22 protein-coding genes and 1 pseudogene are annotated in these 26,651 nt (G+C 74.1%); 9 read left to right on the forward strand and 14 right to left on the reverse strand.

Annotated features, from left to right (window positions below; genetic code table 11):
- The first annotated feature begins 53 nt into the window (after positions 1-53).
- The gene (locus ACA514_RS31760; RefSeq protein ID WP_375044953.1) at positions 54-1,571 is read left to right on the forward strand and encodes a serine/threonine-protein kinase; all 1,518 of its coding nucleotides are present in this window, start codon (positions 54-56) and stop codon (positions 1,569-1,571) included.
- A gap of 10 nt (positions 1,572-1,581) precedes the next feature.
- On the opposite strand, the pseudogene rho reads toward ACA514_RS31760, so the two are convergent.
- The 3 genes and pseudogenes from rho to ACA514_RS31775 all read right to left on the reverse strand — a co-directional run.
- Positions 1,582-2,676, reverse strand: a pseudogene (gene rho, locus ACA514_RS31765) (transcription termination factor Rho); the annotation flags it as partial.
- Between the two features lie 423 nt (positions 2,677-3,099).
- A complete protein-coding gene (locus tag ACA514_RS31770; protein WP_375044954.1) occupies positions 3,100-3,909 on the reverse strand; it encodes a hypothetical protein in 810 nt (269 codons plus the stop codon).
- 168 nt (positions 3,910-4,077) lie between these two features.
- Positions 4,078-4,839 (reverse strand): PEP/pyruvate-binding domain-containing protein, encoded by a 762-nt coding sequence (locus ACA514_RS31775; RefSeq protein WP_375044955.1) that lies wholly within the window; start codon positions 4,837-4,839, stop codon positions 4,078-4,080.
- 235 nt (positions 4,840-5,074) lie between these two features.
- On the opposite strand from ACA514_RS31775, the gene ACA514_RS31780 reads away from it, so the two are divergent.
- Complete coding sequence (locus ACA514_RS31780) at positions 5,075-5,800, forward strand: enoyl-CoA hydratase/isomerase family protein (RefSeq protein ID WP_375044956.1); 726 nt, start codon at positions 5,075-5,077, stop codon at positions 5,798-5,800.
- Here the strand turns inward: ACA514_RS31780 and ACA514_RS31785 are convergent.
- The 3 genes from ACA514_RS31785 to ACA514_RS31795 form a co-directional block, all read right to left on the reverse strand.
- Entirely contained in the window at positions 5,797-6,675 is an 879-nt protein-coding gene (locus ACA514_RS31785) for a hypothetical protein (protein WP_375044957.1), read from the reverse strand. The genes ACA514_RS31780 and ACA514_RS31785 overlap by 4 nt on opposite strands.
- Before the next feature lie 102 nt (positions 6,676-6,777).
- On the reverse strand, positions 6,778-7,422 hold the full coding sequence (locus tag ACA514_RS31790) for a LuxR C-terminal-related transcriptional regulator (RefSeq protein ID WP_375044958.1): 645 nt from the start codon (positions 7,420-7,422) through the stop codon (positions 6,778-6,780).
- On the reverse strand, positions 7,386-8,699 hold the full coding sequence (locus ACA514_RS31795) for a sensor histidine kinase (RefSeq protein WP_375044959.1): 1,314 nt from the start codon (positions 8,697-8,699) through the stop codon (positions 7,386-7,388). Before ACA514_RS31795 ends, ACA514_RS31790 begins: the two co-directional genes overlap by 37 nt.
- 195 nt (positions 8,700-8,894) lie before the next feature.
- Between ACA514_RS31795 and ACA514_RS31800 the strand changes: the two genes are divergently transcribed.
- Positions 8,895-11,078: an MMPL family transporter gene (locus tag ACA514_RS31800; protein WP_375044960.1), complete on the forward strand. Its 2,184-nt coding sequence runs from the start codon at positions 8,895-8,897 to the stop codon at positions 11,076-11,078.
- A 4-nt stretch (positions 11,079-11,082) separates the two neighbouring features.
- Here the strand turns inward: ACA514_RS31800 and ACA514_RS31805 are convergent, their stop codons facing one another.
- The gene (locus ACA514_RS31805; RefSeq protein WP_375044961.1) at positions 11,083-12,237 is read right to left on the reverse strand and encodes an RDD family protein; all 1,155 of its coding nucleotides are present in this window, start codon (positions 12,235-12,237) and stop codon (positions 11,083-11,085) included.
- 200 nt (positions 12,238-12,437) lie between these two features.
- On the opposite strand from ACA514_RS31805, the gene ACA514_RS31810 reads away from it, so the two are divergent.
- Positions 12,438-13,871 (forward strand): MDR family MFS transporter, encoded by a 1,434-nt coding sequence (locus ACA514_RS31810; RefSeq protein WP_375044962.1) that lies wholly within the window; start codon positions 12,438-12,440, stop codon positions 13,869-13,871.
- Positions 13,868-14,755: a mycothiol conjugate amidase Mca gene (gene mca, locus ACA514_RS31815; RefSeq protein ID WP_375044963.1), complete on the forward strand. Its 888-nt coding sequence runs from the start codon at positions 13,868-13,870 to the stop codon at positions 14,753-14,755. Before ACA514_RS31810 ends, mca begins: the two co-directional genes overlap by 4 nt.
- Here mca and ACA514_RS31820 read toward each other — a convergent pair.
- On the reverse strand, positions 14,752-15,591 hold the full coding sequence (locus ACA514_RS31820) for a polysaccharide deacetylase family protein (protein ID WP_375044964.1): 840 nt from the start codon (positions 15,589-15,591) through the stop codon (positions 14,752-14,754). The genes mca and ACA514_RS31820 overlap by 4 nt on opposite strands.
- Before the next feature lie 106 nt (positions 15,592-15,697).
- Here ACA514_RS31820 and ACA514_RS31825 point away from each other — a divergent pair, with 106 nt between their 5' ends.
- A complete protein-coding gene (locus ACA514_RS31825) occupies positions 15,698-16,516 on the forward strand; it encodes an ABC transporter permease (protein ID WP_375044965.1) in 819 nt (272 codons plus the stop codon).
- Here ACA514_RS31825 and ACA514_RS31830 read toward each other — a convergent pair.
- Positions 16,431-16,943, reverse strand: a complete 513-nt coding sequence (locus ACA514_RS31830) for a helix-turn-helix domain-containing protein (protein ID WP_375044966.1) — start codon at positions 16,941-16,943, stop codon at positions 16,431-16,433. The genes ACA514_RS31825 and ACA514_RS31830 overlap by 86 nt on opposite strands.
- A gap of 117 nt (positions 16,944-17,060) precedes the next feature.
- Between ACA514_RS31830 and ACA514_RS31835 the strand changes: the two genes are divergently transcribed.
- Together ACA514_RS31835 and ACA514_RS31840 are read left to right on the forward strand one after the other, a co-directional pair.
- Positions 17,061-18,320 (forward strand): amino acid deaminase, encoded by a 1,260-nt coding sequence (locus ACA514_RS31835; RefSeq protein WP_375044967.1) that lies wholly within the window; start codon positions 17,061-17,063, stop codon positions 18,318-18,320.
- A gap of 294 nt (positions 18,321-18,614) precedes the next feature.
- Complete coding sequence (locus ACA514_RS31840) at positions 18,615-20,069, forward strand: MFS transporter (protein ID WP_375044968.1); 1,455 nt, start codon at positions 18,615-18,617, stop codon at positions 20,067-20,069.
- Here the strand turns inward: ACA514_RS31840 and ACA514_RS31845 are convergent.
- The 4 genes from ACA514_RS31845 to ACA514_RS31860 all read right to left on the reverse strand — a co-directional run bounded on the left by ACA514_RS31845 (position 20,015) and on the right by ACA514_RS31860 (position 25,069).
- The gene (locus ACA514_RS31845) at positions 20,015-20,869 is read right to left on the reverse strand and encodes a response regulator transcription factor (RefSeq protein ID WP_375044969.1); all 855 of its coding nucleotides are present in this window, start codon (positions 20,867-20,869) and stop codon (positions 20,015-20,017) included. The genes ACA514_RS31840 and ACA514_RS31845 overlap by 55 nt on opposite strands.
- 67 nt (positions 20,870-20,936) lie before the next feature.
- Entirely contained in the window at positions 20,937-22,580 is a 1,644-nt protein-coding gene (locus ACA514_RS31850; RefSeq protein ID WP_375044970.1) for an AMP-binding protein, read from the reverse strand.
- Positions 22,577-24,259, reverse strand: a complete 1,683-nt coding sequence (locus tag ACA514_RS31855; RefSeq protein ID WP_375044971.1) for an AMP-binding protein — start codon at positions 24,257-24,259, stop codon at positions 22,577-22,579. Before ACA514_RS31855 ends, ACA514_RS31850 begins: the two co-directional genes overlap by 4 nt.
- Before the next feature lie 195 nt (positions 24,260-24,454).
- The gene (locus tag ACA514_RS31860; protein ID WP_375044972.1) at positions 24,455-25,069 is read right to left on the reverse strand and encodes a TetR/AcrR family transcriptional regulator; all 615 of its coding nucleotides are present in this window, start codon (positions 25,067-25,069) and stop codon (positions 24,455-24,457) included.
- A gap of 45 nt (positions 25,070-25,114) precedes the next feature.
- Between ACA514_RS31860 and ACA514_RS31865 the strand changes: the two genes are divergently transcribed.
- Positions 25,115-25,738: a class I SAM-dependent methyltransferase gene (locus ACA514_RS31865; protein WP_375044973.1), complete on the forward strand. Its 624-nt coding sequence runs from the start codon at positions 25,115-25,117 to the stop codon at positions 25,736-25,738.
- 4 nt (positions 25,739-25,742) lie between these two features.
- Here ACA514_RS31865 and ACA514_RS31870 read toward each other — a convergent pair whose 3' ends face one another.
- Entirely contained in the window at positions 25,743-26,588 is an 846-nt protein-coding gene (locus tag ACA514_RS31870) for a sigma-70 family RNA polymerase sigma factor (RefSeq protein ID WP_375044974.1), read from the reverse strand.
- Positions 26,589-26,651 lie beyond the last annotated feature (63 nt).

Genomic DNA, 26,651 nt, shown 5'->3' on the forward strand with positions numbered 1-26,651 from the left:
AGCATTGACGGCGGGCGGGCGTGCCCGGGTGCTTTCGGGCGCATAACGTCCCCATGAACGGGGACCGGCCGATACCGCTCGCACAGCGGTACCGCCTGCTCTCCGTGGTCGGCCGAGGCGGAATGGGCACGGTCTGGCGCGCCTACGACGAGATGCTCGACCGGGACGTGGCGGTCAAGCAGGTCCGCCTTCCCGGCCGCATCACCGAGACCGAGCGCAAGGCGCTGTGCCGGCGGCTGCTCGCCGAGGCGCGGGCCACCGCGGCGCTCCGGCATCCCGGCGTCGCCGCCGTCCACGACGTCCTCGTCGAGGACGGCCGCCCGTGGATCGTGATGGAGTTCCTGCCGTCGTGCTCGCTGCACCGGCTGGTCGGCGAGGGCGGCCCGCTCGGCGTGCGGCGGACGGCGCGGATCGGCGCGGCGGTGCTGTCGGTGCTGCGCGCCGCGCACGCGGCCGGCATCCTGCACCGCGACGTGAAGCCGAGCAACGTGCTGATCTGCGACGACGGCCGCGTCCTGCTCACCGACTTCGGCCTCGCCCTGCACACCGACCGGGGCCGCGGCGCCGCGCTGCAGGCCGAGACGATGGCCGCGGGCATCGAGGGATCGCCCGCCTACCTGGCGCCCGAGCGGGTGCACGGGCGGGCGAGCGTCGAGGCGTCGGACCTGTGGTCGCTCGGTGTGACGCTCTACACCGCCGTCGAGGGGTTCTCCCCGTTCCTGCGCTGCCACGCACTCGCGTCGATGGTCGCGGTGCTGCTCGGCGACTACGCGCCGCCCGTCCGGGCGGGCGCGCTCGCCCCGGTGATCGAGGGGCTGCTGCGCGAGCGCCCCGAGGACCGGCTGTCGGCCGAGGCGACCGCGCGGATGCTGGCGGAGGTCGCCGACGGGGAGCCGGGCGGGGCGACGGCCGCCGTCCTGGTCGCCCCGGCGAAGCGGGAGCGGCCGAAACCGCCGCGCGCCGCGCGGGTCCGGCGGGCGCTGCGGCTGCCGGCGCCGCTCGGGCGGCGGCTGCGGCCCGGCGCCGTGCTCAGCGTGGCGGTGCTGGCGGTGGTCGCGGCCGGCGTGGGCACCTGGACGGCGCGGTGGAATTCCGTCGGCAAAAGCGACGCCGTGGCCTTGCGCCCGGCGGCGGGCGTCGTCACGAAAATGGTGAGGTACACCGAGGCGGGCGCCTATTCGATCCGCGTTCCGGCCGGCTGGCAGAGCGAACGGCGCGACGGCGTCATGGAATGGGACGACCGGGCGTCCGGGCGCGGGCTGCGCGTCTCCCCGGCGCCGGGCGCCGCACTGGACGGGCTCCGCACGGACGAGCGGAGAGCCGTCGCCGAGCGCCTTTATCCCGGTTATCGCCGGCTGCGGCTCGAGGCCGTTCCGGAACTCGGCGAGAACGCCGCGGAATGGGAGTTCGGCTGGAATGGCGAGCCGGGCGGCGCGCATGGCGGGGAGCACGTGCTGTGCAGCCGCGCCGCCGGATACGAATTCTGCTTCTCCACGCCCGATGCGCATTGGACGCCGGGGCAGCGGCTCTACGACCGGATCCTCAGGACGTTCCGGCCCGACCGGAACTAGAGGTCCGGGACTAGAGGCTCTTCTGGAGGCGGAGCAGGAACTCGGCGTTCGACGAGGTGCCCTTCATCTTCTCCAGGAGCTGCTCGATGGCCTGCTGCCGCTCCAGCCCCTGCAGGGCGCGGCGCAGCCGCCAGGTGAGCGCCAGCTCCTCGGGCGACATCAGCAGCTCGTCGCGGCGGGTGCCGGACGCCTCGATGTCGACGGCGGGGAAGACCCGCCGGTCCGCGAGGCCGCGGTCGAGCTTCAGCTCCATGTTGCCGGTGCCCTTGTACTCCTCGAAGAACACGTCGTCCATCCGGGAGCCGGTCTCCACCAGCGCGGTCGCGAGGATGGTCAGCGAACCGCCGTTCTCGATGTTGCGGGCGGCGCCGAAGAACTTCTTCGGCGGGTAGATCGCGGTGGTCGCGACGCCGCCGGCGAGGATGCGGCTGCTGGAGGGCGCCGCGAGGTTGTAGGCGCGGCCCAGCCGGGTGATCGAGTCGAGCAGCATGACCACGTCGTGGCCCTGCTCGACGAGCCGCTTGGCGCGCTCGACGGCCAGCTCGGCCAGCGCGGTGTGCTCCTGCGCGGGCCGGTCGAACGTCGAGTGGATCACCTCGCCGCGGATCGTCCGCTGCATGTCGGTGACCTCTTCGGGGCGCTCGTCGATGAGCACCACCATGAGGTGCACCTCGGGGTTGTTGGTGCTGATCGCGTTCGCGAGGGCCTGGAGCACCATCGTCTTGCCGACCTTCGGCGGCGAGACGATCAGCCCGCGCTGGCCCTTGCCGATCGGCGCGACCAGGTCGATGACGCGGGTCGCGAGCGGGCCGGTGTCGAGGCGCAGCCGGTCGTCCGGGAACAGCGGCGTCAGCTTGCCGAACTCGGGGCGGTCGGCGGCCTGCGCGGGCGGCAGCCCGTTCACCGACTCGACGGTGGCGAGCGCGCCGAACTTCTCCCGGCCGCTCTTCGGCGGGCGGGCGGTCCCGGCGACGGCGTCGCCGGGACGCAGGTTGTACGTCTTGACCTGGGCCAGCGAGACGTGGATGTCGTCGTTGCCGGGCAGGTAGCCGGACGTGCGGACGAACGCGTGCTTGTCCTGGACGGCGAGGATCCCGTGGAACGGGACCGCCGGCTGGTCGTCGGCGGCGGGCCGCCGCGCCTGCTGCGCGCTCTTGCGCGCCGCCGGCACGGCGTGCGCCCTGCCCTCGGCGGGACGGCGTTCGGTGGTGAGTGTGGGAGTGGACATACGGGTCCCTTCTCAGGACGGCACGGAAGGCGCCGCGCCCCCTGGAGTCGAACCCCGCGTACGGCGGCGGAACCCGCGGCTCGTGCGCGAGGAGAATGCGAGGAATGCAGCTCGGTTCACCGGGCTGTCGACGGCTCCCTTGCGACGGTCCGGGACGCTCGTCGGGGCGTCCGGACGGGGGTCACCGGGCGCTCAGATGGCCCGGGCGGGGAAGAAAGGCGCCTCAACCGCTCAGTGCGGGAAATCAAAGACGCTGCCTAGACAGTACAGCACCGGGAGGCGTTCGCGCATTCCCCAAGGTCACCGATGCGTCCGGGGCTTGGACGGGGTCCGCGGCCGGCTGGTGGGGCGCGGCCCGGACGGCGTGCTGGCGTGCGTGGGCTCCGCGACCGGCGCCGTCGGCCGGGACGCGGGCTTGCCGGTCTTCTTCGCCTTCCAGCGCGGCGTCGTCCGCCACGGGGTGGGCGTGTCGCGCTCCACGGGGAACGCGATGTAGTGCCGCTTCCGCCTGTTGTTCGGGGCGGACGCGCCGCAGTCGGCGTCCTCGTACACGCCGCCGTCGGCCTCGATCTCCGCCGAGGCCGACACGTCGACCTTCTTGCCCATGTCGATCGTGCCGTCGCCGGCGGGCAGCCGCCCCGGCAGGTTCAGCAGGACCGCGCCGTCCTCGATGGACGGGGCCGCGGCGAGCTCCTTCTTCTCGTCGCCGGAGCCGCTGGTGACGCGCCAGTCGCCGCCGCTGAGGGCGGCGTCCACCCGCGCCGTCCTCAGCCCGGCCCGGACGACCGTGGTGTAGGTGGCCTTCCCCGGCTGGGCCAGGGAGAGCGGCCCGGCCGTCGTGAAGGCCACCCGGACCAGGCCGGGCTCGCGTTCCCACGCGACCGAGGTGAGGTCGCTCCACGCGGGCGCCGCGTTCCGCGACCCGTGCGAGGTCACGTCGCCCTGGGGATCGGTGCATTTCAGCGACCAGTTCGCCGAGACCGGCACCGCCGTCGCCCCGTGCGCGGACGGCTTCGTGCGCGCGGCGGCCTTGTGCGAGCCGCTCTTGCAGCCGGTCATCGAGACCGCGAGGCCGGCGACCCCGGCGCCGATGGCGATACGCGTGATCAAGCGGCTTTCCCGCACGGAGCAGCTCCTCGGCCCGCGGGTGCGTCCGACGCGCACCCTTCCGACGTTTACCGCCACGTCTGACTCGGGAGTCACACGCGCGGTTCCGCCGGATCCCGGCCGGCTGCGGCCACATCCGGCCCCGGGCCGCGGGATCGGAGGGGCGCCGGGTCAGCTGGCGGAGCGGCGGGCGCGGGGCAGGGTGAGGGACGACAGCGGGCGGGTCTGCAGGAGCCAGAGGGCGCCCTCGGCGTCGAAGCCGAACTCGATCTCCTGCGGGCCGCCGAACAGGGCCGTGGCGCGCGCGGCCAGCTTGACCAGCGCCCGCAGCTGCTGCCGGGTGAGCGGCTCCTCCTCCGGGCCGCCGCCGTCGCGCTCCACGCTCATGACCTTGCCGCGCCGGTTGAGGGCGTAGCGGGTGGCGGCCTCGCTGTCGCGGATCGCGCGCGGGCCGCCGGCCGCGGCCGAGACGACCACGCGGTCGCCGCGCCGGTCCAGCGGGTCGGCGCCGAACAGCACTCCGCCCGACACCAGGTCCAGCTGGGGCTGGACGAGGATCGCGGTGGTCGCGGGCCCGGTGGCGGAGGCCACCACGCCCGTCACGGCCTTCAGGAACCCCGGCCAGCCCCTGACGTCCAGGGCGGACACGTACCGGCCCTCGGCCCCCTCCTCGTGCGTGGACGAGGAGCGGACCGCGAGCGGCCGCTCGCCGTTCCGGCTGAGGCGGGCCCATGCCTTCCGCAGCTCGCCGGTGTTCCGGTAGCGCTCCGCGCTCAGGAGGCACTGCACGGGGATCACGAACCCGGGCGGCACCGGCATCCCGTGCCGCGCCGCGCGCGACAGGTCGGACGCCTTGGCCCCGGCCATGTCGGGCGCGCCGGCCAGCGGGTCGTCCAGGTTGATCGTCCACAAGGCGTGTGCACTCTGTTGCACCGCGAGCTCCGTTTCAGGGTCGAAGACCCCTCATCTGTCTACAATCCGGCGGACGTCCCCAGAATTCCTCCCTCACAGGGGGTGACCCTAATCCATCCGGACGGAGTATCCGCGGTGGGATTCGCGTCGTCCCCGGGGCGGAGGACCGGCCCTGCCGCCGGGTCCGTACGATGATGCCCCGGTGCGGCGAGGGAGGGCCATGGGCGGCGGGGTGCGGTGCGAGGTCGCCGGGGGCGTGGGAACGATAACCATCGACCGCCCGGAGAAGCGGAACGCCATGTCGGCGGACATGTGGCGGGCGCTGCCGCCGACGCTGGACGGGCTGGCGGCCGATCCGGGGGTCCGGGTCGTGGTGCTGACCGGGGCGGGCGGGAACTTCTGCGCGGGCGCCGACATCGCCGAGCTCCCCGACATCCACCGCGACGACGACTCGCACCTGTCGACGGTCGCGGAACGGGCCCTCGCCGCGTTCCCGAAGCCGACCCTGGCGGCGATCGAGGGGTTCTGCGTCGGCGGCGGCTGCCAGCTCGCGGCGGCGTGCGACCTGCGGTTCGCGGCGGCGGACGCCCGGTTCGGGATCACCCCCGCCAAGCTCGGCATCGTGTACCCGGCCGCCGCGACGGCCCGGCTCGTCCGGCTGGTGGGGCCGTCCGCCGCGAAGTACCTGCTGTACTCGGCCGACCTCGTCGACGCCGGCCACGCGCTGCGGATCGGCCTGCTGGACGAGATCGCCGGCGACCTGCCGGCCCGGGTCGCCGCGTTCGCCGCGACCCTCGCGTCCCGGTCGCTGCTCACCCAGCAGGCGACCAAGGACATCGTGGACGCCATCGCCGCGGACGGCCCGGTGGAGGAGAAGATGCGCGGCTGGCTGGAGGAGGTCGCGGCGCGCGGCGAGGTCGCCGAGGGCATCGCCGCCTTCCTGGAACGCCGCCCGCCCCGCTTCACCTGGACCTCCCGCTAGGACGCGTCGAAGAGGCGGCCGGCGGGGAGGCGGCGCAGGCGGTCGGCGGCGCGGGACGGCTCGTCCAGCAGCCCGGCGGTCTCGGGGAGGCGCAGCTCGGCGAGCGGCAGCACGCCGCACAGCAGCGCCCCGGACGTGCGGACGATCACCAGCGGCCCGGTCTGCACGACGGCCTCGCGGGCGGCGCGCACCGCGTCCAGCAGGGCCCCGGCCTCCGCGGCGGACTCCCGGCAGCCGCCCCGGAGCGCGGCCAGCAGGTCGATGAAGTCCCGTTCGAGGCCGCGGGGGCTGCGGCCGGACAGGTAGTGGCGGTCCCGGTCGGTCAGCTCGCTCCACAGCCCGTACCGCTCCAGGAACCGGTCGAACGGGCCGGCCAGCGCGGTCCGGGCGTCCTCGGGGGCGGCGGCGAGGGTCCCGGCGACCAGGTCGGCGGGCTCGGCGCCGAGGGAGGCGGCGACGGCCTGGTCGAGCCGCCCGACCAGGTGGGCGCGGAGCGCGGCGACGTCGGCGGCGAGCCGGTCGAGGGCGGCCTTCTGGGCGGTCAGCCGCTCGTTGACCTCCGGCACCATCCGGTCGTTGATCTGCTCGACGAGCGAGCCGATCCGGGCGTCGGCCGCGCGCAGCGACTCGTCCTGGCGCTCCTGCCCGGCGGTGAGCCGCGCGACCTCCGCGGCCTGGTCGGCGCCGAGGCGCTCCAGCCGCTCGCGCTGCGCGGAGCGGAACTGCGCCAGCTCGTCGCGGGTGCCCTTGAGCGCGGCGAGCTGGGTGCGGATGTCGGCGATCTCGGGCGCGCCCGCCGTCCGCCTCCGGTCGAACGCCAGGTACACCTCCCGGCCCGCGATCGCCAGGCAGAGCAGGATCAGGATCACCGTCATCGCGCCCTCCAAGGGCCAACCTCGCCGAGCAACCTATTTCACTGCGGCGGGCGCCGGATAGTCCGCCGGAGAGGGCGGATCACCCGGGTGGAGACGGACCGGTCAGCGGTTCAGGTAGGCCAGGACGGCGAGGACGCGGCGGTTGGTGTCGTCGGTGACGGGCAGGTCGAGCTTGGCGAAGATGTTCGCGGTGTGCTTGGTGACGGCGCGCTCGGTCACGACCAGCCGTTCCGCGATCGCCGCGTTCGAGCAGCCCTGCGCCATCAGCTCCAGTACCTCGCCCTCGCGCGGGGTGAGGCGGCTCAGCGGGGTGCGGCGGGCGCTGCCGGCGACCAGCCGGGAGATCACCTCGGGGTCCATCGCGGTGCCGCCGGCGGCGACCCGGCGGACCGCGTCGACGAACTGGGCGGTGTCGAACACCCGGTCCTTCAGCAGGTAGCCGATGCCGCCGCTGCCGTCGGCGAGCAGTTCGCGGGCGTACAGCTGCTCGACGTACTGCGACAACACCAGCACCGGCAGGCCCGGGATCCGGCGGCGCGCCTCCAGCGCGGCCTGCAGGCCCTCGTCGGTGAAGGACGGCGGCAGCCGCACGTCGACCACCGCCACGTCGGGGCGGTGGTCGACCAGTGCCTTCAGCAGCGAGGGGCCGTTGTCGACGGCGTCGGCGATCTCGAAGCCGTGCGTCTCCAGGAGGCTGACGAGGCCCTCCCTCAGGAGGGCGAGGTCTTCGGCGAGGACAACGCGCACGGCAGCTCCAGGGTCACGATGGTCGGGCCGCCCACCGGGGAGTTGAGGGCGAGCACGCCGTCGAATGTACCGATGCGCCGCTCGATCCCGCGCAGCCCGCTGCCGCCGCCGATGGTCGCGCCGCCGTGCCCGTCGTCGGTGACGGTGATGCGCAGCATGCCGTGCTCGTGGCCCATGTCGACCCAGACGCGGGACGCGCCGGAGTGCTTGGCCGCGTTGGTGAGGATCTCCGAGACGGCGAAGTAGGCGGCGGACTCGACCGGCGGCTCGGGACGGGCCGGCAGGTCGGCGGTGACCTCGACGTTCAGCGGGTGGTCGAGCGCGAGCGCCTTCACCGCGTCGCCGATGCCGCGGTCGGCGAGGACCGGCGGGTGGATGCCGCGCACCAGGTCGCGCAGCTCGTGCAGCGCCTTGGCGGACGACGCGCGGGTCTGCGCCAGCAGGGCCCGCGCCTTCTCCGGGTCCTTGTCGAGCAGGTGCTCGATGGCGCCGAGGCTCATGCCCATCGCGACGAGCCGGGCCTGGGCGCCGTCGTGCAGGTCGCGCTCGATGCGGCGCAGCTCGGCGGCGGACGCGTCGACCGCGTCCGAGCGGGTCTCGGTGAGGTGCCGGACGCGCAGCGCGAGCCGGGACTTCTCGGTGGGGCCGAGCAGCAGCCGGCCCCACTGCCCGTACACGGCCATGAACCTGGGGCCGGTGAGGAACCCGAAGGCGAGGAACAGCGTGGCGACGACGACCGTGGAGACGATCCGTCCGGTGTCGCGCTCGTATCCGGCCGTGACGTGGACGTAGGCGTACCAGTCGCTGCCGCCGTAGTGGCCGAGCATCTTGCCGCCGTACGCGGCGAGGAAATAGCCCCACGCCCCGTACAGGATGCAGTAGCCGGGCAGCGCGGCCGTGAAGAGCGAGACGATCGGGTCGGTGGTCAGGAAGAGATAGTCGCGCCAGGTCGCCGGGTCGGAGACCTTCGCGATGAACCGGCGCACCAGGCCCTTGAAACCGGGTTCGCCCGCAGGGGCCGGCAGGTACGGCCGCTCGATCGCTACGCCCGTCCACCGGCCGATGAGGTCGCGGTAGACGTTCGCGGTGTTGCGCATCAGCAGCGCGGCGGACGGGAGCATCAGCACGCCGGCCAGCACGCCGATCAGCGCCACCGCCGTGCCGAACCACAGCGCCACGAAGGCCGCCGGGATGCCGAGCAGCCCGAGCCGGAACCCGCGCCAGGGCATCCGGGTGTGCCGCTGCCACCAGGTCTCCTGTACCAGCTGACCGTCCACCGCGTTCCTCCGTATGTCGCCTGCCGTCGTGCGTCCAGTCTCCGGCCGGCGCCCGCCGAGCACAGTGTGCCCGCAACCCCGAGCGGGGGTGTACCCAGCAACACCCCCAGGCGGCGTCCAGGCCCATGTCGGCGGTGCCGCGGGCGCTGTTGGCTTCCTGGTGTCACCCCGCACCGACGACCCCCAGGGGACCCCATGAGAAGGAACGTCGCCGCCGCGCTCGGCGGATGGAGCGCGCGGCACCGGTCGGCGGCCGTCCTCGGCTGGCTGCTGTTCGTGGTCCTGGCCTCGGTGCTGGGCGGCGCGGCCGGCCAGGTCACGATGGCCGAGCACGAGCAGGGCAGCGGGCCGTCCGCGCACGCGGAGAAGATCATCGCCGATGCCGGGATCGACGACCCGGATTCGGAGACCGTGCTGCTCACCGGCCCGGCCGGCGCGCCGGAGACGGTCCGGGCCGTCGCCGCCGTCCGGGCGAACGTCCAGGCCACCGGGAAGATCACGGACCTGAGGCCGGACGTGGTGGCGCGGGACCGGCGGCACGTGATCGTCCAGTTCACGCTAAAGGACGCGCCGGACGGCGCGCCCGACCCGCTGCCCGCGATCGAGGACGCGGTAGCGAGGGCGCAGCGCGCCCACCCGTCGGTGAGGATCGGGGAGTTCGGCGGCGCGACCGCCGACGCCTGGTTCGACAACGCGCTCGGCAAGGACTTCCAGCGCGCGGAGATGACGGCCGTGCCGCTGGCGATCGGGATCCTGCTCGTCGCGTTCGGCGCGCTGCTCGCGGCCGTCCTGCCGGTGGTGCTGGCGTTCACCGCCTACCTCGCGGCGGGCGGGCTGCTGGCCGTCGCCAGCCACGCGGTGCACGTGGACGACACGACGAACTCGGTGATGCTGCTGATGGGCCTCGCCGTCGGCGTCGACTACTGCCTGTTCTACCTGCAGCGCGAGCGCGAGGAGCGGCGCCGGGGCCGGGACCGGGAGGCCGCGCTGGCGATCGCGGCGGCCACCTCGGGACGGTCCGTGCTGGTCTCCGGCATCACCGTCATGGTGGCGATGTCCGGGATGTTCCTGTCCGGTCTGCTGCTGTTCAAGGGCTTCGCGGTGGCGACGATCCTGGTCGTCTGCATCGCGATGCTCGGTTCCGTGACCGTGCTGCCCGCGCTGCTGTCGCTGCTCGGCGACCGGGTCGAGTTCGGGCGGATCCGGCTGCCGCGGCGGCGCCGCGCCGCCCGCCGCAAGGAGCGCGCCGGGGTCGTGGGGGCGCTGCTCAAGCCCGTCCTGGCCCGTCCCGGGATCGCGGCCGCGCTGTCGGCGGGGCTGCTGCTGGCCCTGGCGGCGCCCGCGCTCGGTATGAAGACCGAGAAGCTCGGCATCGACCAGCAGATCCCGCCCGGCGAGAGAATCGCGCGGACCTACACCGAGCTGAACCGGGCGTTCCCCGGCAACCCCGAACCCGCGAACGTGGTGGTGAAGGCGCGCGACATCGACGCGCCGCAGGTCAGGGCGGCGATCGGTGAGCTGAAGCGGCGGGCGCTCGCGTCCGGGGAGATGAACGCGCCGATCGAGGTGACCGTGCACCGGAAGGCGAACGTCGCCGAGATCGAGGTGCCGCTCGCCGGCACCGGCTCCGACGCCGCCTCGAAGCACGCGCTGGAAACGCTGCGGGAGAAGATCGTCCCGCAGACCGTCGGACGGGTCGCGGACGCGCCGGTGAGCGGGCAGCTCGCCTGGTCCACCGACTACAACGCCCAGCTCAGGCACGCCATCGCACCCGTCTTCCTGTTCGTCATGGGCGTCACGTTCCTGCTGATGCTGGTGTTCTTCCGGTCGGTCCTGATCGCGCTCACCGCGATCGTGCTGAACCTGCTGTCGGTCGGCGCCGCGTACGGGGTGATGGTCGCGGTGTTCCAGCACGGCTGGGGCGACTCGCTGGTCGGGACGCGCGGCGCGGGCGCGCTGGAGTCGTGGATCCCGCTGTTCGTGTTCGTGGTGCTGTTCGGGCTGTCGATGGACTACCACGTGTTCGTGGTGTCCCGGATCCGGGAGGCCCGCGACCGGGGCCTGGACACCGCCCGCGCGGTCGGCGAGGGCGTCCGCGCCACCGCCGGGGTCGTGACCGGCGCCGCCGTCATCATGATCGCCACGTTCGCGATCTTCGGGACGCTGTCGATGCAGGACTTCAAGCAGCTGGGCGTCGGTCTGGCGGTGGCGGTCCTGATCGACGCGACGGTCGTGCGGATCGTCCTGCTGCCCTCGGTGATGGTGCTGCTCGGCCGCGCGAACTGGTACCTGCCGCGCTGGCTGGGCTGGCTGCCGCGCGTTTCGCACGGCGAGGCCGCGCCCGTCCCGGCCCCCGAGCCCCCGGCTCTCGTCCCTTAGCGGCCTAGCCGGGCGGCGGCTGCTCGTACGGCTGCTGGTATTGCTGCGGTGGCTGGTACTGCTGCGGTTGGTACTGCTGCGGTGCTTCGTACTGCACGGGCTGGCCGTACGGGGGCTGCGGCGGCGGCAGGGCCGGTCGCTCGGGTTGCTCGATGGCTCTCCCCGCCCTGCGCTCCCGGTAGGCGTCCTTGAAACGGCCGCCGAGCCGCTTGCCCGCATCCTGCACCTGCTGGGCGCGCTCGCCCGTCGCGGCCTCCCGCAGCTTCCCGGCGGACTGGCGGCCGAGCTCCTGCAGCCTCCTGGCCTGCTCGGACTCGATCGCCTGCCGGACGCGGTCGTGCTGGGCGAGCCGGGCGGCGTTGTCGCGGGCCGTCTGCCCGACCACCTGGCCCGCGGCCTGGGCGCCGTCCCACGCGAGGACGGCGCCCTGCCGCGCCGCCGCCACGGCGCGCTGGTAACCGCCCGCCCGCACGACCACCGTGCCGCCCGCCAGGTCGGCGAGCGTGCGGCGCCGCCGGCCGACGAGGGCGGGCAGGCTGTTGGCCAGGAAGACCGCGATCGCGAGCAGCCAGAGCAGGACGGCGAGGAAGAACAGCCCCTCCAGCAGGAGCACCCAGGCGAGTGCGTACAGGCCGGTGCCCGACGCGGTCGTGACCAGCGCCCGGCGCGCGGCACGCCCCTTGCCCGGCTTGGCCGGGACGGCGCAGTGCCCGACGCGCAGGTCCATCGCGGCCTTGCCGGCCGTCCGCCCGAGCCAGGCCGTCCCGACGAACTGCAGGAGCAGCTCCGCCAGCACGAGCAGCAGCAGGGCCTGCTCGACGATGGAGACGAACGTGCCCCACACGCCCGCGCCGAACTCGCCGGCGGCCTTCTGGACGCTCCCGCCCGACAGCAGGAGCTCGATGCCGGCCGACCACGCCTTGTGCGGCAGGTCCTCGGCGACGTAGGACTGCAGCCGCCCCCATGTCATGGCGCCGAGCAGCAGCGCCACGACCAGCAGGATCCCGGAGTCGATCGCCCACGCCAGCAGCCGTCTGCCGCGCGGCGCCGCGTCGCTCGCGGGCCCGTCCTGCCCGTAGGGCGGCGGTGCCGGATGCGGGGGCCCGTAAGGCGGGCCGTCGTAGGGCGCAGGGAACGGAGGCGGCGGAGGGCCGTGCACGCGGGAACCCCTCTGGATCGACGCGATTGACCGTGATCATAAGGATTCCGGTCGGCGGTCCGCCACCACTTGACCACCTTGTGCCACTGGCGCGCCGTCCCCGGCGCCGGAGCGAACGTAGGTCGGACCTAAATTTAGCCTTGACCAAGTATGTTTACTGAGCCTAAAGTTCGGTTCGTTCCACTTACTTGGAGGTGTCCATGACCGCGCCCTCTCGCGCATCGGCCCCCGCCGCGGCGGCGGCCCCGGACCGGCTCGAACCGGCCCTGCTGAAGACGTCGTTCGTGCTGGTCCTCGGGCCGATCCTCGCCCTGCTCGACACGACGATCGTGGGCGTCGGGCTCGACGCGGTCGCGCGCGACTTCCACAGCCCGGTCGCGACCCTCCAGTGGGTGTCGGCCGGGTACCTGCTGGCGATCTCGATGGTGATGCCGCTGGCCGGCTGGGCGAGCGACCGGTTCGGCGCCCGGACGATGTGGATGACGTCCGTCGCGCTGTTCACCGCCGGGTCCGCGCTGTGCGGGCTCGCCTGGTCGGCCGGGAGCCTGATCGCGTTCCGGGTGCTGCAGGGGATCGGCGGCGGGCTGATCCAGCCGATCGGCCAGTCGATCGTCGTGCGGGCCGCCGGCCCGAAGCGGCTCGGCCGCGTCATCGGCCTCACCGTACTGCCGCTGACGTTCGCGCCCGTCCTCGGGCCGGTGCTCGGCGGCCTCATCGTCGAGCGGCTCGACTGGCGCTGGATGTTCCTGGTGAACGTCCCGCTCGGCCTGGTCACGCTGCTGCTGGCGGCCCGGTACGTCCCCGCGTTCGGGGGCGCCGGCGGGGCGGCGCGGCGCCTGGACGTGCGCGGTCTCCTGCTGCTGTCTCCCGGCCTCGCCGCCGCCGTCTACGGGTTCTCCGAGGTCGGCGAGGCGGGCGGCTTCGGCTCGGCGCGCGCCGCCGTCCCGCTCGCCGCCGGGACCGTCCTGCTCGCCGGCTACGGCCTGCACGCGCTGCGCCGGCGCGGTGCGGCGCTCATCGACCTGGGGCTGTTCGCGCGGCGCGGCTTCGCGGTCGCGACGGCCAACTCGTTCCTCCAGGGCGCCGCGCTCTACAGCTCGATGCTGCTGCTGCCGCTGTACTACCAGCAGGTCGAGCACGCGTCCGCGCTGGAGGCCGGGCTGCTGCTCGCGCCGCAGGCGCTCGGCACCGCCATCGCGACGTTCTTCGCCTCGCGGCTGGCCGACCGGACGGCGCCGCGCCCGCTCATCCTCACCGGCATCGCCCTCACGCTCGCCGGAACGGTCGCGTTCACGCAGCTCGGCGCGCATCCCGCCGGCTGGCTGCTGACGCTGTCGCTGGTCGTGCGGGGCGCCGGCCTCGGCGTCGTGATGGCGCCCGGCATGGCGACCATCTACGCGAGCGTCTGCCCGGACGAGACGGCCCGCGCCGCCGGTGCCGTCAACACCCTCAACCGGGTCGGCGGCTCGCTCGGCACGGCGGTCCTCGCCGTCGTCCTGCAGTGCTCGCTCGACCACCACGCACCGGCCGCCGCCTACGGCGCGACGTTCTGGTGGGCGGTCGGGCTCTCCGCGCTGACCCTCGTCCCCGCCCTCTTCTACCCGTCCCGCACCGCGAGGAAGGAGCACGCATGAACCTGCGCGTCACCGATGGAGAGCGTCCGCGGCTGCTGACCGTCCACGCGCATCCGGACGACGAGTCGAGCAAGGGCGCCGCGACGCTGGCGAAGTACGCGGCCGAGGGGGTGGACGTCCTGGTCGCGACCTGCACGGGCGGGGAGCGCGGGGACGTGCTGAACCCGGCGATGGACCGGCCCGAGGTCCGGGCGGACCTGCCGGCGATCCGGCGGGCGGAGATGGAGGCGGCGCGGCGGATCCTCGGCGTCCGGCAGCGGTTCCTCGGGTTCGTCGACTCGGGCCTTCCGGGCGAAGGCGAGGGGCTGCCCGAGGGCTGCTTCGCGTCGCTGCCGCTCGCGGACGCGGCCCGGCCGCTGGTGGCGCTGATCCGCGAGTTCCGGCCGCACGTCGTCATCACCTACGACGAGACGGGCGGCTACCCGCATCCCGACCACATCAGGACGCACGAGGTGACGGTCGAGGCGTTCGACGCGGCCGGCGACCCGGAACGCCACCCGGGGACGGGCGGCCCGTGGCGGGCGGCGAAGCTGTACTACCAGGGCGCGTTCTCGCGGGAGTGGTTCCAGGCGCTGCACGACGGGATCACCGGGCGCGGGCTGGAGTCGGCGATCGGGCCGCTGCTGGCGGACTGGCCGGACACCGCGCCGACGCTGGACATCACGACGCGGGTGCCGTGCGCGGAGTACTTCGCCGTGCGGGACCGGGCGCTGCTCGCGCACGCCACGCAGATCGACCCGGACGCCGGGTTCATGCTGCACCCGCGCGACGTCGAGCGGGAGGTGTGGCCGACCGAGGACTACCGGCTGGCCCGCACGCGCGTCGAGGCGCCGCTGCCGGAGGACGACCTGTTCGCGGGCCTGCGCCCGGCGGCGAAGGGCTAGAGCGCCACGAACGTGAGGCCGCGCTTCTGCATCTTCGGGATGACCTTGCGCAGCGCCGCGATGGTCTCCGAGCGGTCGCCGCCGCCGTCGTGGCACAGCATGATGTTGCCCGCCTTGCCGCGCAGCAGCGTCCGGCGGATGTGCCCGACGCCGGGCCGGGACCAGTCGCGCGGGTCGACCGCCCAGTCGATCGGCAGCATGTTGTGCTCGGCGACGAGCTCCAGGATCGTCTTGGACCAGGCGCCGCCGGGCGAGCGGAAGAACTGCGGCTCGATGCCGGTGGTGTCGGCGATCCGGTCGCGCGCCTGCAGCATCTCCTTGCGCACCCGCTTCTCGGACATGCCCGCGATGGTGATCGGGTGCGTCTCGGTGTGGTTGCAGATCTGGTGGCCGGCGGCGGCGACGCGGCGCACCAGCTTCGGCCACTCCTTCACCTGCTCGCCGATCATGAAGAAGGTCGCGTGGACCTGGTGCTCGGCCAGCACGTCGAGCACCTTCGGCGTGTACTCCGGATGCGGGCCGTCGTCGATGGTGAGCGCGATCGTCTTCGGCGGGGGCGCCGGGGACAGCTGGGTCAGCTCCCGGACGGGGGTCTCCAGCGCGGTGAGCCGGGCCGGGGTCCAGCTCGCCGGGCGCGGCGTCGGGGTGGGGGACGGCGCCGGCTTCGGATGGATGACGGGCCGGGCCCGCGGGGTCGGCACGGACGGCTTCGCCGCCGCGTGCGACACATGGGACGGACGCGCCTCGTCCGCCCCGAACGCGGCGAGGCCGGCGGCGGCCCCCATCAGCCAGAGCGCTTTGCGGCGGGACGTCCCGCCTGCCTCCTCATCCTCCACAAGTCCCACGCTATCGGGGATTTCGCGACCTGGCGGCGGCTTGCGGATCACAATCGCCTCAAATGGGAAGAGCGGTTACAGAAGATCATTGGACCGGGGGGTGGGGATGAGCGCGGCGCCCGCGGTCGGCCCACTGCTGGCGATCGTCCTCGGCGCGCTCGCGGTGTTCGCGGCGGCGCTCGCGCGGCTCGGCCGGCTGGGGCTCGGCCGCGACCTGGTGGTCGTCGCGGTCCGCGCGGCCGTCCAGCTCGCGGCGGTGTCGGCGCTCATCGCCGCGGTGCTGCGCGACGCCGGCTACACCGCCGCGTTCGTCGCGGGCATGGTGGTCATCGCGGTGGTGACGGCGGGCCGCCGCATCACCGGCGCGCTGCGCGCGGGCGCGTGGACGACGGCGCTGCCGATCGTCGCCGGCGTCGGGCCCGTCCTCGCGCTGCTGCTCGCGACGCGGCTCGTCCCGTTCCGGACGGTGTCGGTCCTGCCGATCGCCGGCATCTTCGTCGGCGGCGCGATGTCGGCGACCGGGCTCACCGGGCGGCGCGCGCTGGACGAGCTGGCCACGCGGCGCGGCGAGTACGAGGGCGGGCTCGCGCTCGGGCTGCTGCCGCGGGACGCGGCGATGGAGGTGTGCCGCCCGGCCGCCGCGCTCGCGCTGTTCCCCGTCCTCGACCAGACCCGCACGGTCGGCCTGGTGACGCTGCCGGGCGCGTTCGTCGGCGTGCTGCTCGGCGGCGCCGACCCCGTCCAGGCGGGCGCGACGCAGTTGCTGGTGCTCATCGGGCTGCTGGCCATCGAGGTCGTCGCGGTGCTCATCACGCTCGAACTCGTGGCGGCGGGCGTGCTCAGGCAGGACGGTCCGGGTGACCGCAGTCGGCGGAGATGGCGCGTGCCGTCGCGACGAGGTCGCTCAGGTCGCCCAGGTCGGTGACGCCGGTGCCGTCGCCGGGGTCCGGGGCGGTCACGGCGGCGACCACCCGTCCGGACGCGTCGCGGACCGGTGCGGCGGCGTAGTGGCCGGGCGCGCCGGCGCGGTCCAGCGCGTCGAGCAGCGCGGGCGGGCCGGTGACGAGGTGGGCGGTGCGTCCGGTCGCCTCGCTCAGCCGGGCCAGGTGCGGCGCGGCGACGTCGCGGACGTCCCGCCGGTCGAGGGTCTCGGCGAGCGCGGAGAGCCGTCCGGCGAGGTGGAAGCGGTGGTGCTCGTCGCGGCGCACGAACCGTTCGGCCTCCAGGGTGCGCAGCAGCCGCAGGACGGTCGTCTTGTGGACGCCGAGCTTGGCGGCGAGCTCGTCCAGGTTGTGCGGGCGGTCCCCGAGTTCGATCAGGATGCTCAGCCCGCGCCCGAGGCTCTGGCTCATCGGGTCCCCTCCTCCCGGCGGCCGATGCCGGAGCGCAGCGTACCCGCGGGCCGGGGGTGCTCCGCGGCCTTGAAGGGAAGGAGCAGTGCGGGACGGATGCGACGAAGGGGAGGCGCGGTGACCGGGATCGACGCGGAGGCCGTGGACGCGCTGGACGGCGAGCGGCTCGACTGGCGGTTCAAGGCGGTCCCGGCGTCAGCGCACGGGATGACGGTGGCGCAGGCGAGGGACGCGCGGCTGCCGCTGGACGACTTCGGCACGCCGCTGCTCACGCTCGACGCCGGCGCGCTCGACCACAACGCCCGGTTGATGGCCGACTGGGTGAGCGCGGCCGGTATGGAACTGGCACCGCACGGTAAGACGACCATGGCCCCCGCGCTGTGGCGCAAGCAGCTCGACGCCGGCGCCTGGGGGATCACGCTCGCGACGTTCCCGCAGCTGCGCGTCGCCCGCGCGTTCGGCGTCCGCCGCCTGCTGATGGCGGGCGCGCCGCTCGACCCGGCGGGCCTCGCCTGGCTCGGCGGCGAGCTGGACGGCGACCCCGAGTTCGCGTTCGTCTGCTGGGCCGACTCGGTGCGGTCGGTCGAGCTGATGGACGAGGCGCTGCGCCTCGCGCGCGCCCAGCGGCGCGTGGACGTGTGCGTGGAACTCGGCGGCCCGAACGGGCGGACGGGTGTCCGCGACGACGGTGACGCGCGGGCCGTCGCCGACGCCGTCCGCCGCGCCCCGGCGCTGCGGCTGGCCGGGATCGGCGGCTACGAGGGCGCGCTCGCGCACGACGCGTCCGAGGAGGGCGTCGCGTCCGTCGACGCCTACCTGCGGCGGCTCGCGAACCTGTACGAGGGGCTGGAGTACGAGACGGACGAACCGGTCGTCACGGCGGGCGGCAGCGCCTACTTCGACCAGGTCGCGGAGGTGCTCGGCGGGCTCGACGCGCAGGTGGTGCTGCGGTCGGGCTCGTACCTCGTCCACGATGACGGCTTCTACCGGGAGATATCGCCGTTCGGCCGCGGCGCGGGAGCGGGCGGCGAGCGCTTCCGGGCGGCCATGCACGCGTGGGGCCGCGTCGTGTCCGTGCCGGAGCCCGCGCTCGCGCTGCTGGACGTGGGGCGCCGCGACGTCTCCTTCGACGCCGGCCTGCCCGAGCCGCAGCTCGTCCGGGGCAAGGGCGCCGGACCGGTCGACGGCGCGCGCGTCACCGCGCTCAACGACCAGCACGCCTTCCTGCGCGACGCGTCCGTCGAGGTCGGCGACGTCGTCCGGCTCGGCCTGTCCCACCCCTGCACCGCGCTCGACAAATGGACGTTGATCCCGGTCGTGGACGACGCCGGCGCGGACGGTCCCGTCGTCGTCGACTACGTCCGAACGTGGTTCTGAACACGCGGGCCGTCAGACCAATCACGAACAATCGGGTTCGCAGGGGTGTTACGGTCTTTCCTGCACATCGGGGCCGGACGTCTCCGCCGGCGCAAGCGGGCGGGACGGCCGAGCGATCACGGCCCGGCGCAGCCGGTGCGCGGTTGATGTCGCTACGTCCAGGCAGTGCGCCACGGGGGCCGATCTGCACTGGACGGCACGCGTCCACCGCCGCACCACGCAGGCTGACCCCGTCGCCGGGCCGATCGCCCGCCCCGTGCGCAACCGGCCCCGCCCGCGCGGGGTTATCCGCGCATGAACTCCTCAGGCGACGCCGCGCATCCGCGCGGCATGCTCGCGGTGCTGATGCTCGGCCAGTTCATGGTGAACGTCGACACCGCGATCGTGAACGTGGCGGGGCCCTCGATCCAGGACGGGCTGCACCCCTCCGGGGCCGCGCTCCAGCTCGTCGTGTCCGGGTACACGCTGACCTACGCGGTGCTGCTGGTGACGGGCGCCCGGCTCGGCGACGCGCGCGGGCACCGGCGGATGTTCCTGCTCGGCCTCGCCGCCTTCACCGCCGCGTCGCTGGCCTGCGGGGTCGCCCCGGTGACCGGGGCGCTGGTCACGGCGCGGCTCGTGCAGGGCGCGGCGGGCGCGCTGATGGTGCCGCAGGTCCTGTCCGGCATCCAGATCCACTTCACCGGGAAGGCGCGGGCGCGCGCGCAGGGGCTGCTGGTGATGACGCTGTCCGGCGGCGCGGTCGCGGGCCAGGTGCTCGGCGGCGTCATGGTCTCCGCCGACCTGTTCGGGCTCGGCTGGCGGCCCGTCTTCCTGGTCAACGTGCCGGTCGGCATCGCGCTGCTCGCGGCGGGCGCCCGGCTGCTGCCCCGCGACGCGGGCGGGGGCGCGGCCCGGCTCGACCTCGGCGGTGTCGCGCTGCTGTCGGCGGGCGTGCTGCTGGCGACCGTCCCCCTCATCTTCGGACGCGAGGCCGGCTGGCCGGCGTGGACGTGGATCTGCCTGGCCGCGAGCGCACCGGTGCTGGCGCTGTTCGTGCGGCGGCAGCGGCGCATCGCGGCGCGCGGCGGGTCGCCGCTGGTCGACCTGGGCGTGCTCGCGCGCCCGGTCGTCGCGTGGTCGCTCGGGTCGATCGCGCTGGCCACCGCGACGTACTTCGCGATGCTGTTCGTCCTCGCCCTCTACCTCCAGCAGGGCCTCGGGAAGAGCGCGATGTTCTCCGGTCTGGTGCTCGTGTCGTGGGTGGCCGCGTTCGGTGTCGCGGGGCCGCTGCTGCCGCGCCTCCCGTCTCGGCTCACCGACCACGCGCCGGTCATCGGCTACCTGATCCTCGCCGCCGCCTACCTCACCGTCGGGCTCGCGCACGCCGACGGGGCGCTCCTCGTCGTGCTGCTCGGCTTCGGCGGGTTCGGCCTCGGTCTCGGCTTCGCGTCCCAGCTGGGGCGGGCCAGCGCGGACGTCCCGGCCCGGTTCGCGCCCGACCTCAGCGGCGTCGTCAACACCAACTCGCAGCTGTCGGCCGTCGCGGGCGTCGCCGTCTTCGGCACCCTCTACCTCGGCCTCGGCGGCACCCACCGGCACGCCTTCACCGTCGTGATGGTCGCGTTCGCGGGCACCGCGGTGGCCGCCTGCGCCGCCGGGTTCGCCGGATGGCTCGCCGCCCGCCGCGAGCGGCCCCGCGAGGAGCACCGCGATCAGGGCAGCAGCCCGGCGCGGCGCGCCGAGGTCACCGCCTCCAACCGGGTGTGAGCGTCGAGCTTGCGCATCGCCGACCGCAGGTAGCTCTTCACCGTCTCCGGCAGCAGCCCGAGGCGCTCGGCGGCCTCCGCGTTCGTGCAGCCGATCGCCACGTAGGACAGCACGTCCACCTCGCGCGGCGTCAGCACCGGACGCGGCGGGCCGGCCGCCCGCTCCGGCGGCGCGTCCGGGCCGAGGCCGGCGGCGGCGAGCCGCAGCGTCATCGCGCGCAGCCGGTCGCGGGTCGGCGCGTCGTGCACCTGCTCGGCCAGCGCCCGCAGCTCGGCGTGCACCGCGCGGACCTCCTCCCACCGCGCCGCCGCGTCCGCCGCGTCCGGCGGGACGGTGGGCGTCCGCGCGAGCGCCTCGTCGGCCCGGTCGCGGACGGCGAGGTCCTGCTCCAGGTCGCGGGCCGCCTGCACCGCCGCGCCGACGATCCGGTCGGCGAGCCCCAGCGGCTCGCGCAGCGCCCCGTACAGCACGCCGCGGACGCGCCGCCGCACCACGACCGGCACCGCGACGATCGACAGCAGCCCCTCGCGCCCGACCGGCCGGTCGTAGTCGTGGCTGATCGACGCCGCGCACGGGTAGTTGCTCACCCACATCGGCCGGCCCGTCGCCATCGCCTTGCCGCCGAGCCCGTTGCCGTGCCGGACGACCAGGCCGTTCAGCGAGTCGGTGGTGTTGCCGACGAGCTCGGTGATGCGCAGCCGCTCGCGGCCGCTGAGCGCGCCGCCGAACACCATGGGCAGGCCGGTCGTGCGGTGCAGCGTCAGCACCGCCGACCGGACCGCCCCGGCGTCGTCGCCCATGGTGGACAGCATGCCCGCAGGCGGCCGATCACGGAAGGTCACGCGCGGAAATCGCGCCGGCGGACCCTCACGCGTGCTCCCGGGCGGCCACGTCGCCGAGCCCGAGGATGTCCACCGCCTCGGCGCGCATCTGCACCTTGCGGATCTTCCCGGTGACCGTCATCGGGAACTCGTCCACGACGTGCACGTACCGCGGGATCTTGAAGTGGGCCAGCCTCCCCCGGCAGAACCCGCGCAGCGCCTCGGCGGTCAGCTCGGGCGCGCCCTGGCGCAGCCGCACCCACGCCATCAGCTCCTCGCCGTACTTCTCGTCCGGGACGCCGATGACCTGCGCGTCGACGATGTCGGGATGGGTGTAGAGGAACTCCTCGATCTCGCGCGGGTAGACGTTCTCGCCGCCCCGGATCACCATGTCCTTGATCCGGCCGGTGATGTTGACGTAGCCCTCGCCGTCCATCACCGCGAGGTCGCCGGTGTGCATCCAGCGGGCCGCGTCGATCGCCTCGGCCGTCTTGTCGGGTTCCTCCCAGTAGCCGAGCATCACCGAGTAGCCGCGCGTGCAGAACTCGCCGGGCGTGCCGCGCGGGACGGTGACGCCGGTCTCCGGGTCGATCACCTTGATCTCCAGGTGCGGCATCACGGTCCCGACGGTGGAGACGCGGCGGTCGAGGGAGTCGCCCGCGCGGGTCTGCGTCGACACCGGCGACGTCTCCGTCATGCCGTAGCAGATCGCGACCTCCGCCATCCCGAGCCGGTCGATGACCTGCTTCATCACCTCGACCGGGCACGGCGACCCCGCCATGATCCCGGTGCGCAGGCACGACAGGTCGAGGGTGTCGGCGGACGGCTCGTTCAGCACCGCGATGAACATCGTCGGCACCCCGTACAGCGACGTGCAGCGCTCCGCCGCGACCGCGTCCAGCGTCGCCTTCGGGTCGAACGCCGGCGCCGGGATCACGATGCACGCGCCGTGGCTGGTCGCCGCGAGGTTCCCCATCACCATGCCGAAGCAGTGGTAGAAGGGCACCGGCACGCAGATCCGGTCCTCCTCGTCGTAGCCGCACAGCTCGCCGACGAAGAACCCGTTGTTGAGGATGTTGTGGTGCGACAGCGTCGCGCCCTTCGGGAACCCGGTCGTCCCGGACGTGTACTGGATGTTGATCGCGTCGTCCGCGCCGAGGCCCGCGCCGATGCCGTGCAGGAGGTGCCGGTCGCCCGCCCGGCCCGCCTCCACCAGCCGGTCCCACGCGTCCGTGCCGATGAGGATCACGTCGGCCAGCGCGGCGCAGCGCGGCCGGACCTCCTCGATCATCGCCGCGTAGTCGGACGTCTTGAACGACTCCGCCGCGACGAGCGTGCGGATCCCCGCCTGGTTCAGCACGAACTCCAGCTCGTGCACCCGGTACGCCGGGTTGATGTTGACCAGGATCGCGCCGAGCTTCGCCGTCGCGTACTGGACGAGCATCCACTCCGCGCAGTTCGGCGCCCAGATCCCGACCCGGTCGCCCTTCGTCACGCCGAGGTCGCGCAGGCCGAGCGCGACCGCGTCGACGTCGGCGGCGAACTGGTCGTAGGTCCAGCGGCGCCCCGTCGCCCTCTCCACGAGCGCTTCGCGGTCGGCGAACGCGGCGACCGTCCTGTCCAGGTTGGTGCCGATCGTGTCGCCGAGCAGCGGCGTCACCGAGACACCGGACGCGTACGAGAGGGTCATCGGTGGTCCTCCTCGCGGAACTCGCCGGGCGGCCGGTCGTCCGCGCCGGGATGCTTGCCGATCTCCGCGGTCCGCAGCTCCACCCGGCGGATCTTCCCGGAGATCGTCTTCGGCAGCTCGCCGAACTCCAGCAGCCGCACCCGCTTGTAGGGCGACAGCTGCGCCCGGCTGTGCTCGAAGATCGCCTGCGCGGTCGCCGCGGTCGGCTCCCAGCCCGCGGTGAGGGTCACGTACGCCTTCGGCACCGCGAGCCGCACCGGGTCCGGCGACGGGACCACCGCCGCCTCCGCCACCGCCGGATGCTCGATCAGCACGCTCTCCAGCTCGAACGGCGAGATCTTGTAGTCGGACGCCTTGAACACGTCGTCCGCGCGCCCGACATAGGTGATGTATCCGTCCTCGTCGCGGGAGCCGATGTCGCCGGTGTGGTAGACGCCGCCCGCCATCGCCTCCTCGGTGCGCGCCTCGTCGCCGTGGTAGCCCGTCATCAGCCCGAGCGGGCGGTCCTCCAGGTCGAGGCAGATCTCGCCCTCGTCGCCCTGCTCCCCGGTCAGCGGGTCGACCAGCACCACCTGGTAGCCCGGCACGGGACGTCCCATCGAGCCCGGCTTGACCTCCTGGCCCGGCGTGTTCGCGATCTGCACGGTCGTCTCGGTCTGCCCGAACCCGTCGCGGATCGTCCGGCCCCACGCGTCCTTCACCCGCTGGATGACCTCCGGATTCAGCGGCTCGCCCGCCGCGACGACCTCGCGCGGCGGCGTCGCCAGCCGGCCGAGATCGGACTGGATCAGCATCCGCCACACCGTCGGCGGCGCGCAGAAGCTCGTCACGCCGCACCGCTCCATCGCGTCCAGCAGCCTGTCGGCGTCGAACCGCGCGTAGTTGAAGATGAACACGCACGCCTCGGCGTTCCACGGCGCGAAGATGTTGCTCCACGCGTGCTTCGCCCATCCCGGCGACGAGATGTTCAGGTGGACGTCCCCGGGCCGCAGCCCGAGCCAGTACATCGTCGACAGATGCCCGGCCGGGTAGGACGCGTGCGTGTGCTCGACCAGCTTCGGCTGCGCCGTCGTCCCGGACGTGAAGTACAGCAGCAGCGTGTCCGACGACATGGTCATCCCGTAATGGGACAACTCGTCACTGCCCTCGTAGGCGTCGGCGTACCGCAGCCACCCGTCCACCGGGTCGCCGACCGCGATCCGCGTGAACCCGCCCTCCAGACCGTCGAACTTCCCGGCATCGGCAGAGGCCGCCACCACATGACGGGCCCGGCCCCTCGTCAGCCGGTCCTGGAGATCCGCCGGGCCGAGCAGCGGCGTGCACGGGATCAGCACCGCGCCGAGCTTCATCGCGGCGAGCACCGTCTCCCACAGCTCGACCTGGTTGCCGAGCATCAGCACGATCCGGTCGCCGCGCCGCACCCCGGCCGCCCGCAGCATGGTCGCGACCTGGTTCGACCGCCGCGCCATCTGCGCGAACGAGTACCGCTCCTCCGAACCGTCCTCCTGGACGATCCACAGCGCCGGCGCGTCGTTCCCCTCGGCGATCTTGTCGAACCAGTCGAGCGCCCAGTTGAAGCCGGTCAGCACCGGCCAGCGGAACTTCTCGTACGCGGTCGCGTAGTCGTCGCGATGCGCGAGCAGGAAGTCGCGCGCCGCGCGGAACTCGACTGCGGGCATGGTCTCTCCTCGTAGCCGCACGGACACCTGGCAGTGTTGCCTCTGGGGGCGGACCCCCAGACCCCCAGGGCTGCCACCCGAAGGGCGTGGTCAGGGGCATGGTGAAACACCCGGAGTGACCCACGCCACCCCCGAACGGGGGTAGTCGGCCCGATCTGGGAGGGGCGGCCCCCCAGACCCCCCGGCAACTGCTTCCTACCCTCGCGCGACGAACGTGGACCGCAGCAACCGCGCCATGTGCTCGCCGACCTCGTCCGGCGTCCAGCCGCGGTCGACCAGCAGCGTCTCGCTGACGCCGTTGGAGACCAGGGCGAGGAGCATGTCGGTGGCGGTGTCGACCGTCCAGCCCGGGGCGAGGACGCCCTCGGCGTCCAGCCGCGCCATGAGCCGCCGGTTCGTCTCGTACCGCCGGTACATCGCGGTCGCCCAGTGCCGCGCAGCGTCCGGGTCGTCGCCCGCCTCGCGCTCCACCGCCCGCGACACCGCGAGGACGCTCGGCATGAACCCGGCGTGCTGGTGCGCGAACCGCTCCAGCGCGGTGACCGCGTCCGGCGCGTCGCGCACCGGCGCGAACCGGCCCTCGATGCCCTCGACCTCGTTGACGTACTCCAGCAGCTCGCTGATCAGCTCGGCCCGGGACGCGAAGTGCAGGTAGACGGCCCGCCGCGACACCCCGGCGCGCTCCGCGACGGCCGCCATGGTCGTCGCCGCCATGCCGTGCTCCTCGACGAGCTCGCGCGCCGCGCGCAGCAGCGCCGCCCGGGACCGGCGGCTGCGCGCGTTCCGCGGCTCCTCGATCGACCTCGCCATGGCCCCATGCTCGCATCCGGGGCCGCCGCCGTAGGGTCGTCGTCCATGACCGCCTCCCACCTCGACGGCACCCGTACCGGCTACGACGGTGTCGCCGACCGCTACGCCGGCATGTTCACCACCGCGTTCCTCGACCGGCCGCTGGATCTCGCGATGATCAACGCGTTCGCGCAGCTCACGCGGGACGCCGGGCCGGTCGCCGACCTCGGCTGCGGGCCCGGGCACCTCACCGGCCACCTGCGCTCGCTCGGCTGCGACGCGTTCGGCGCGGACGTGTCCGGGGAGATGATCCGGATCGCCCGCGCGGCGCACCCGGGCGTCCGGTTCGACCAGGTCCCGATGACCGAGGTGGACGTGCCGGACGGCTCGCTCGGCGGCGTCCTGGCCTGGTACTCGATCATCCACACGCCGCCGGAGGAGGTGCCGGAGCTGCTCGCCGCGTTCCACCGGATGCTGGCGCCCGGCGGCCACCTCCTGCTCGGCTTCTTCACCTCCGACACCGCCGAGTGCGTCCCGTTCGACCACAGGGTGGCGCCCGCGCACCGCTGGCCCATCGACGCCGCCGCCGAACTGGTGGAGAAGGCCGGGTTCACCGAGATCGGGCGGCTCCGCCGCGAGCCCGCCGAGGGCGAGCGCCACCGCCAAGGCCACCTCCTCGCCCGCAAGTAGGCGCTCAACCGGGAACGGCGATCGAGACGCGGCGGAGGCGCGGCGGGTCGGCGATCACCGTGTAGCCGGCGACGCGGTCGCCCTCGACGGCGATCCGGAGGACGGCGGCGAGACGGCCCCGCGGTGCCACGACGGCGCCGATCGCGCCGTCGACCAGGGCGATGCGGGCGTTCCGGGCGCGCGCCGGGTTGGCGAGGGTCTCCCCGGCGATGCGGTGGGCGCCCCGGACCTCCGCCGCCGGCTCGGCCCGCCGGAACGCGTCCGGCGCCAGCACCGCGAGCAGCGCGTCCATGTCGCCGGACCGGGACGCGGCGAGGAACGCCTCCACCACCCGCCGCTGCCGCGCCAGGTCGGCGGCGGGCAGCGCGGGCGCCCCGTGCACGCGCTGCCGCGCGCGGCTCGCCAGCCTCTTCGTGGTCGCGGGCGTCCGCTCCACGATCCCGGCGATCTCCGCGAACGGCACGGCGAACAGGTCGTGCAGGACGAACGCGACGCGCTCGGCGGGCCCCAGCCGGTCCAGGACGACCAGCATCGCCAGCCCCACCGCGTCGGCGAGCAGCGCCTCCTCCTCGGGGTCGCGGCCGTCCGTCCGCTCGACTCCGGCGAGGCCGCCGAACTCCTCGCCCCGGCGCCGGCGCGCGCGGAGCATGTCGAGGCAGATCCGCCCGGCGATCGTGGTCAGCCAGCCCGGCACGTTGGCGACGTCCCCGGCGCCCGCGCGGGACGCCCGCAGCCACGTCTCCTGGACCGCGTCGTCCGCCTCGTCCAGCGATCCGAGCATGCGGTACGCGACCGCCCGCAGGTGGCCGCGGCACTCGTCGAACCGCTCGGCCAGCGCCTGCTCGTTCATCGGTCCCCTTTCGTCGTCGCGGGTCGTCATATCGGTGGGAACCAAGGACGACATCGGAACGAA

Source organism: Actinomadura sp. NTSP31 (assembly GCF_041951385.1).
Classification (GTDB): domain Bacteria; phylum Actinomycetota; class Actinomycetes; order Streptosporangiales; family Streptosporangiaceae; genus Spirillospora; species Spirillospora napierensis.